Source organism: Vibrio sp. YT-15 (genome assembly GCF_033337445.1).
In the GTDB taxonomy this organism is placed as follows: Bacteria; Pseudomonadota; Gammaproteobacteria; order Enterobacterales; family Vibrionaceae; genus Vibrio; species Vibrio alginolyticus.
The window spans coordinates 1-8,397 of record NZ_JAWOQR010000030.1; the positions used below are offsets into that span (position 1 = coordinate 1).

Below are 8,397 nucleotides of genomic sequence, written 5' to 3' on the forward strand. Positions count from 1 at the left end.
CATGCGATGGGTTAGACACCATCTGTCTCATCGACCTTTGCCGTGAGAACGAGGCGTACTTTAACGGATTAATTTATCTGGTCAACAATAAATTTTATCTTTTTTATTTAAGTGCTTAAAAAGCGATCTGACTAGTACATTTGGCATTCAATTAGACCAATAAGCACCCGTTCCCTTTCATTAGCCCTGAAGTCATACGCATACTAGTGTCCGTAACTGCTTCGAGGTAAACACGCGACTATCACGTTATGAACGCTGATCTTTTCACCGTTGTAACATCTGTAACAATTTGATTCCCTACTCTTGGCACGACTGCGTACAGAACATCATATTTTGTTACCGATAACTTTATATCGAATGTGGTCGTACCTTTATAAAATCATTGACTTTTTTTATTTTCAAACAAAGCTCAATTCATTATCGAAAATATCAATAAATAATGGTACGTTACACGAGTTGCAGTAATTTAATGGACATATATCACATATAAGGATGTGGTTTACTTTGGCGACACAACATAAGAAAAACAAGGTATATCACTAATGTCTATCAAGAATCTTTCTATAGCGAAAAAGATATCGCTATCGTTTTTACTCATTGCCATCGTCAACATTGCATTTGGCGTGTTTTTATCTACAGAGCTCAAAAGCATCAAATCTGAGCTTTTAAACTATACCGATGATACGCTTCCTGCAATGGAAAGGGTCGATTCGATTCGAGATCATTTGTCTCGCTGGCGCCGAGCTCAATTTGCTGCGTACACTTATGAAGACGCAGACCAAGTCAAAACTAAAATTTCTAACAATATTAGAGAGCGCGAAAAGATCACTAGAGAGCTCAACGCTTACGGTGAAACTATCTGGCCTGGCGAAGAGCAGCAAACTTACCAGCGTCTTATGCGTCAATGGAAAAAGTACTTGGTTACTATGGACCAGTACAATGAAGCGATGCTAGCTAACGACAAAAGCAAGGCCCACCCTATTTTGGCGAACTCTTTGTCTGCTTTCGAAGCGGTTGACTCAGAGTTAGGCGAACTAATCCGTCTCCTTAAAGAAGCTATGGATAGCAACAAAACTCATATCCTGTCCTCTGTAAATGGATTGAGTAATTCTTCAATTGCAAGTAACGTGATTATTCTACTGATCATGGTAGGCATGACATACGTGCTGACTCGCCTAATTTGTGGCCCACTTAAACTTGTTGTTGAGCAAGCAAATGCCATCGCGACAGGTGATCTATCAAGTGACATTGACCGTAAAGCAATCGGCAATGACGAGCTTGGTGAACTGGCAGACGCGACCACTAAGATGCAAGACGACTTACGCCAAGTTATCGATAACGTGATTGCTGCAGTTACTCAGTTAAGCAGCGCTGTCGAAGAAATGAATCAAATCTCCGATATTTCTGCGTCTGGTATGAAAGATCAACAGCTGCAAATTACGCACATCGCAACAGCAATGACAGAAATGAAAGCGGCCGTAGCCGATGTTGCTCGTAACACTGAAGACTCAGCGAACCAAGCTAACGAAGCAAACCGCCGCACACAACACGGTGTTCGTGAAACCCAAGGTATGGTTGACGCGATTCAAGAAGTTTCAAACGTAATTGGCGCTGCAGGCGATACCGTAGCAGAGCTTGAACAGCAATCGAATAAAATTAACGTGATCGTGGATGTTATCCGCGACATTGCCGATCAAACCAACCTACTTGCACTTAATGCAGCCATTGAAGCGGCGCGTGCTGGTGAGTCTGGTCGTGGCTTTGCCGTCGTTGCAGACGAAGTTCGAACTCTTGCCGGCCGTACGCAAGATTCAACGAGTGAAATCACTTCGATCATTGAGCAGCTACAATCACTTGCAAAAGACGCAAAATCAGCCACTGAACTTTCTAGAACCAGTATTTCAGAATGTGCAGAGCAAGGTATTCAATCAAAACAGCTGATGAGCGACATTGAGCATTCGATTTCGGACATCTCAGACATGGGTACCCAAATCGCCACGGCTTGTAACCAGCAAGACTCTGTTGCAGAAGAGCTTAACCGCAGCATTGAAAACATACATTTGGCATCTCAAGAGGTCTCGCAAGGTTCGGAGCAAACCGCACAGGCGTGCCGCGAACTAAGCCAGCTATCCATTTCTCTTAAAGATGTAATGAGCCGCTTTAAACTGAGTTAAACTCAGTGGATACCTTAGTAGATACCAAATCAATCCCGATTTGCTTAAATAGAATGTCATCACTGAGGTATATTTAGGTATATATTAAATCACTATCTTAACAAACGCTCCAAAGCACCACTTGGAGCGTTTTACTTCGTCAGGTACTTTCCCCAAGTACTCAATAACATAACCAATACAAAAAACGCGTACGGAGACTTTATGCGCTTAAATAAAACCTTACTATCACTGACTATCGCTGCTGCAATCGCGGTTCCTGTAATGCAAGCTACTGCTGCTCCTCTTCAAATTAGCAATACAGCAGCAAAAGCAGAGCAAGTTCAAGGTGCTAACGCTTGGCTAGAAATAAACTTAGGTCAGTTCCGCGATAATATTGAGCAGTTTAAATCGCACATGGATGGCAAAACGAAAATTTGTGCCGTGATGAAAGCCGACGCATACGGCAATGGTATCGCAGGCCTGATGCCGACTATTATCGAACAACAAATTCCTTGTGTTGCCGTTGCAAGTAACGCCGAAGCACAAACTGTTCGCGACAGTGGCTTTAAAGGCCAACTTATGCGTGTACGCTCAGCGGATATTGGCGAGATTGAAGCCGCAATCGACCTAAATGTCGAAGAGTTGATAGGCACAGCAGAGCAAGCTAAAGCACTGTCTAAACTAGCCGAGAAAGCTGGTAAAGAAATCAAAGTTCACCTTGCTCTGAACGACGGTGGTATGGGACGTAATGGTGTTGATATGACGACAGAAGCGGGCAAGAAAGAAGCGCTAGAAATCGCTCAACAAGCTGGCGTTAGTATTGTTGGTATCATGACTCATTTCCCTAACTACAATGCAGACGACGTGCGCCAAAAGTTAGCTTCATTCAAAGACAGTTCTGCATGGCTGATTAAAGAAGCGAATCTAAAACGCGACAACATTTTACTGCACGTAGCTAACTCTTACACCGCGCTTAATGTTCCAGAGGCGCAGCTTGATATGGTTCGCCCTGGTGGCGTTTTATACGGAGACCTACCGACTAACCCTGAGTACCCTTCTATCGTGTCTTTCAAAACACGCGTGGCATCCGTTCACCACCTGCCAAAAAATAGCACAGTCGGTTACGACAGTAGCTACACAACAAGCAAAGAAAGCTTAATGGCGAACATTCCTGTTGGTTACTCTGATGGTTACCCACGAAAAATGGGGAATGCGGCAGAAGTTCTGATCAATGGCCAACGTGCAAAAGTTGCGGGCGTTGCTTCAATGAACACTACAATGGTAGATGTTACAGGTATCAAAGATGTTGAGCCTGGTTCTGAAGTTGTTTTGTTTGGCTCCCAACAAGGCAAAACGATTTCAGCTGCTGAGATGGAAAAACACGCAGAAGTCATCTTCCCTGAACTATACACGGTTTGGGGAAGCGCGAACCCTCGTGTCTACGTAAAATAAACCTATTCAGTTATTCGTAACAGAGCGAAAAAGCGAGCCTCGTGCTCGCTTTCTTTCTTATTTACTAATCTGTACTAGCTCGTGATTCTATCAATTAAACAGAGCTTACCATTTCTGTTGTTTTAATCTCCTTTAGCACTACCAAGTGCGACTCTCTACACTCTGTTTCTTAAAGCCGCTTGGATGGCTCAATTTTATATAGCACTTAGTGTTTGAAAGCCCCTCTAATTGATGTTAAACATGAAGTTTACAAAAGAATAACAAACACACTCGTATGGCACTGCCCCTTTGCCTGCTAGCTAGGTATCTCTATGACAGAAAATACTCAACATCTTCAACGCTCCTCCGCTGAGTTGCACGAATTTAATCGGCTTGACGTCTGGAACGGATTCACCCAACTTTTACCCCTCTCTATGTTCGTGGTCATATTTGGCCTCGCTTTCGGTGTTGCTGCGGTACAGACTGGACTAGATGTATTTCCCACTATGTTGATGAGCACACTGGTCTTCGCCGGTGCTTCACAATTTGCCACGTTAGAAATGTGGGGAGCAGAAGTCCCTCTCATTCCAGTTCTTATTACTGTATTTGCTATTAATGCTCGTCACCTCTTGATGGGAGCCACACTTTATCCATGGTTACGACAACTCCCACCAACAAAACGTTACGGTGTAATGCTGGTTGCATCAGACGCTAACTGGGCAATGGCACTCAATGCATTTGGTAGAAAAGAACCAGGCTTTGGCTTGCTTGTTGGTGGCGGCTTAGCGATGTGGTCTTTTTGGATTGTGGGCACCTGGATCGGCATTTATTTTGGTAGCGCAATCAAAGATCCGGTGGGCCTCGGGCTCGATATGGTTATGGGATGCTTCCTGCTGTCTATGGTGGTGGCTGGGCCGAAAGACTTAAGAATCTTTGCAATTTGGGCCATAGCAGCAGCCTCTTCTATGTTGGCGTATTGGTATTTGCCAGAGAATAGCCACGTAGTGGTTGGCGCCATTACTGGCGGAGTCTTGGGTGCTTGTTGGAAGGAGAAGAAAGCATGAACATCGAAACAACCATAGGTGGCACACTGCTTATCATCATCGCTATGGCGTTAGTCACGCTCATAACCCGCTGGGGCGGAGTGTATGTTATGTCATTCATTCCAATTAGCGAACGGGTTCAACGTTTCATTACTGCGATGTCAGGCTCCGTACTGGTTGCCCTTTTAGCTCCGCTAGCAGTAGAGGGTGATAATGGTGCTAGAGCAGCACTGTTTTCTACTGCTGTTGTCATGTTCATCGTGAAAAAGCCTCTACCCGCAATTGCAGCAGGCATCATCGCCGCCGCCGCGGTACGTGCTCTTTAGTCGCTGTTTCAACGCCGATACCAGTCATCAATAAAAGACCCAAAACACAAAGCCCTGATGTCACAAGTGTCATCAGGGCTTATCTAATGCTCATCATTTTAACGATGAACAACGATTATTAATCATGGTGAGACAGCACATTACGCACAGCAGTTACAATTGCGCTTATATTTGTCCATTTTACCAATACCAGGGTTAAAGGTATTGGTTGGGTCTAATTCGTGGTAAAACTTCTGCAACGAGTTTTCGGCTTCATACAAGTGACCCACGTTATGTTCTGCTGGGTATTTGGCACCACGGCTATTGAGGTGCTCTAGCATCAGCTTTTTCATCAACTTCGTGTCAGTCCCTTTTTTGAAAATGTAATCTTGATGGAAGACGTAACACATAAAGTGACCATAATAGAGCGCTTGAACAAGGTTCTTACTCACCTCTTCAGGCAAAGTTTCTAGCCACTCTTCATCATTACGTCGCAAAGCAATATCAAGTGCAACGATGTCTTCTACGTCTTTTCGGTGAATCGTCTCGTAACGAATTGCTGCACCAGCGGCTGCAAAGCGATGTAAATAAGCTTTTTTACCTTCTTCCGGCGTACACTCGAAGAAATCACAGTCGTCTTCAACAGCCCAAACTTCTTTGAGGTATTTTTGTGCTTCAGCAATACCACCATCACTCATTTTCAATACCAGGTGATGCTCATACTTGTCACGGAAATCCAGCATTCGCTCTGGTAAATGTTGTGGGAACAACTTGCTCGCGTAGTACAAAATGGTGTCTGGCAGATATTTACTGACAAACGGGATGCGCTCTAAGAAATTTTCTACCTTAGCTTTAAGTGCGAACATTTTTGGTAGCTTATCTGTGCCTAACAAGTCGATGGATAAGAACACATCCTTGCCGTACTTCTCTGCCATGTTGAAGATATCTCGATGCAAGTATTCTCCCATCTCAGGCAAGTTATCAAACGTAGATAAGAAGTCTTTTCGCAACTTCGTTAGTTTCGCAGGGTCATTGGTGCCAAGGTAAAAAACCTGCTCTTTTTCGGGGACTGGGTAGCTGTCCACCCGAACGGCAAAAACCCCCAACTTACCGGCGCAGCCACTGGCTTCAAATAATCGGCGTTCATCGGCATTAAAGCGAGAAGGAATGTCAGAAGTCACGTCTCGAACACGTTCATCGTATTCTTTGTCTGACGCCATTCGCTCATCATGAATGATCTTCGCTGGGTCAAAGTTCCCTTCTTGCAGGTTTGTTAGAATTTCTTCTGGCGTTTCACCTAATCCTTCAATACCAAGGTGGTTCACCAAATGTAACTGGCCTTGCTTATCCACCTGCGCATAGATCGCCAGTTCCGTATAAGCAGGACCACGCTTAACTAGCGCACCGCCTGAGTTATTAGCGATACCACCGACCACAGTGGCACCTAGCGATGAAGAACCGATGATAGAATGCGGTGCTCGGTTCACTGCCTTCAACTCTTTCTCCAAAGAGTGTAAGCTCGCACCAGGCAAGCAAACCGCCTGCTTACCACCATCTAATAAGTGAATCTTCTTGATTTTGGTAATATTGATCACAACCACATCGCGATCATAATCATTACCACTCGGAGCCGAGCCCTCTGTTAAACCTGTTTTAGCCGCCTGCATGATAATGATGCAGTTTGCTTCAACACACTGTTTAATAATCTTCCATTGTTCCAGAAGAGTGTTAGGAAACACGATAGCAAGCGCATTACCACTACCCGAACGAAACCCCGAGCGGTAATATTTCGTTTTAACCTCGTCGGTTAGAACATTTTCTTCCCCAACGATGGCTTTAAATTCTTCAATCAGCTGCTTTTGTTTCATATCCGTATCTCTAGTTATTGTACTTCGCTCACAACACCGCTTAGCGGCAGGCATGGCGTTTGAGCCACTATAAGCAGTCCATTTCTCTGCGTCTATGTCAGACGGACGACCAATACGTAATCAATAAACAACAAACAAAATAATTCTTTATTTTTCTGTCACTTATCTTTCACATTTGAGAAATTTAACGTAAGAAACAGACCGTTTCTTAAAAGAAACAATAGCAAAACCATTTGTTAACAGTTGTGCGGGGTATCTTGTTATCAATATTAGTGAAGAAAACGAGGAGAAGCGTAAGCCCCTAAATTTAAGAGGATTCTTAGAAATGAAGATGGAAACATAAGCTCAACACCAATATAACGATCGGTGTTGAGCTATTGGCTTAAAATCGATGGTTTTGACTTTGAAAGCTTGTGTATAGATGATCAATGAAGATCTTAATTTTTTCTGGTTGTTGACGAGTGTAAGGATACACCGCATAAATACCCAAACATTTGGCGGTTTCGTCTTTAAATAACTGAATCAGACTGCCTTGCTTTAAGTCTTCATAAACCAAGACACGCGGTACATAGATGATTCCCTGCCCTAACAGCGCCACATTTCTCAATACCGAAGAGTTGTTGGTACAGAGGTTACCGTCGACGGTGATTTGATATACCTCGTCTCCATCTTTAAACGCCCACTCATGCGCTCCGGTTTCTTGGTAGGAATAGACTAAACAATTGTGTTTAGCCAAGGCTTGAGGTTGTTTAGGTATGCCATGTTTAGCTAGGTATTGGGGTGACGCGCAAATGATCCAATTCGCATCCACCAGCTTTCTTGCAATCAGACTAGAATCTGGCAACACACCCGTTCTAATTGCCAAATCAAAACGCTCATTCACGATATCGACGAAACGATTATCTAGATCCATATCGATATTGATGTCTGGGTATTTCTGATTAAATTCATTAATCACTTGAGGAAGAATTAATTCACCAGAGATAGTAGGCACCGAAATTTTAATGTGTCCAGATAAGTTTTTACCTAAACCCACAATGGATTCTTCCGCCGTTGCCACCGCTTGATAAACCGCTTTTGCATGAGTAAAAAACGCTCGTCCTGCTTCAGTCAACGTTAGCGTTCGCGTTGTTCGGTAGAGAAGCTGTACACCAAGCTCTTGTTCAAGCTTGGCAATGCGTTTACTGACGACCGATTTGGTCAGTGACATATGTCTCGCGGCAGCACTGAATGAACCTTGCTCGATCAAGTGATAAAAAATGATGTAATCGTCGGTATTTCTCATGCGTCTTCGTCAAATCCTTTGGAAGCCCGCATTGTAAACTGAAATTGGCTGAGGTGCGAAACATCAGGTCACACTTAATATCAGAAACTCGTGACAGAGATGGGGTTGCTAAGCTCACAGGTAATGAAAAAGAGATGGTGTGAATTTATCAGTCTTCAGATACAAAAAAACCAGCTTTCGCTGGTTTTAAGTTGATGCACTTGGCATCGAGATACCGCCATGGCCATATCTGAATAATTTGGAGCGACACACGAGGTTCGAACTCGTGACCTCAACCTTGGCAAGGTTGCGCTCTACCAACTGAGCTAGTGT

The 8,397-nt window shown here is 43.8% G+C and carries 6 protein-coding genes; 4 read left to right on the forward strand and 2 right to left on the reverse strand.

Annotated elements, in window-relative coordinates; translation table 11 throughout:
• Positions 1-542 precede the first annotated feature (542 nt).
• The 4 genes from R7D93_RS24720 (at position 543) to R7D93_RS24735 (ending at position 4,953) form a co-directional block, all read left to right on the forward strand.
• Positions 543-2,174, forward strand: a complete 1,632-nt coding sequence (locus R7D93_RS24720) for a methyl-accepting chemotaxis protein (RefSeq protein ID WP_005375988.1) — start codon at positions 543-545, stop codon at positions 2,172-2,174.
• A 201-nt stretch (positions 2,175-2,375) separates the two neighbouring features.
• A complete protein-coding gene (gene alr / locus R7D93_RS24725) occupies positions 2,376-3,605 on the forward strand; it encodes an alanine racemase (protein WP_205460995.1) in 1,230 nt (409 codons plus the stop codon).
• A gap of 311 nt (positions 3,606-3,916) precedes the next feature.
• Complete coding sequence (locus R7D93_RS24730; RefSeq protein ID WP_054865294.1) at positions 3,917-4,648, forward strand: AzlC family ABC transporter permease; 732 nt, start codon at positions 3,917-3,919, stop codon at positions 4,646-4,648.
• Positions 4,645-4,953: an AzlD family protein gene (locus tag R7D93_RS24735; protein ID WP_005375985.1), complete on the forward strand. Its 309-nt coding sequence runs from the start codon at positions 4,645-4,647 to the stop codon at positions 4,951-4,953. The genes R7D93_RS24730 and R7D93_RS24735 overlap by 4 nt, the downstream gene beginning before the upstream one ends.
• Positions 4,954-5,093: 140 nt before the next feature.
• Here R7D93_RS24735 and dld read toward each other — a convergent pair whose 3' ends face one another.
• Positions 5,094-6,800 (reverse strand): D-lactate dehydrogenase, encoded by a 1,707-nt coding sequence (gene dld, locus R7D93_RS24740; RefSeq protein ID WP_033907024.1) that lies wholly within the window; start codon positions 6,798-6,800, stop codon positions 5,094-5,096.
• A gap of 382 nt (positions 6,801-7,182) precedes the next feature.
• Complete coding sequence (locus R7D93_RS24745; RefSeq protein WP_005375982.1) at positions 7,183-8,085, reverse strand: LysR family transcriptional regulator; 903 nt, start codon at positions 8,083-8,085, stop codon at positions 7,183-7,185.
• Between the last annotated feature and the right edge of the window lie 312 nt (positions 8,086-8,397).

Coding starts and splice junctions, on each gene's coding strand:
- R7D93_RS24745 (WP_005375982.1), bottom strand. CDS start 8,085: ATGAGAAATACCGACGATTACATCATTTTTTATCACTTGATCGAGCAA.
- R7D93_RS24735 (WP_005375985.1), top strand. CDS start 4,645: ATGAACATCGAAACAACCATAGGTGGCACACTGCTTATCATCATCGCT.
- alr (WP_205460995.1), top strand. CDS start 2,376: ATGCGCTTAAATAAAACCTTACTATCACTGACTATCGCTGCTGCAATC.
- R7D93_RS24720 (WP_005375988.1), top strand. CDS start 543: ATGTCTATCAAGAATCTTTCTATAGCGAAAAAGATATCGCTATCGTTT.
- R7D93_RS24730 (WP_054865294.1), top strand. CDS start 3,917: ATGACAGAAAATACTCAACATCTTCAACGCTCCTCCGCTGAGTTGCAC.
- dld (WP_033907024.1), bottom strand. CDS start 6,800: ATGAAACAAAAGCAGCTGATTGAAGAATTTAAAGCCATCGTTGGGGAA.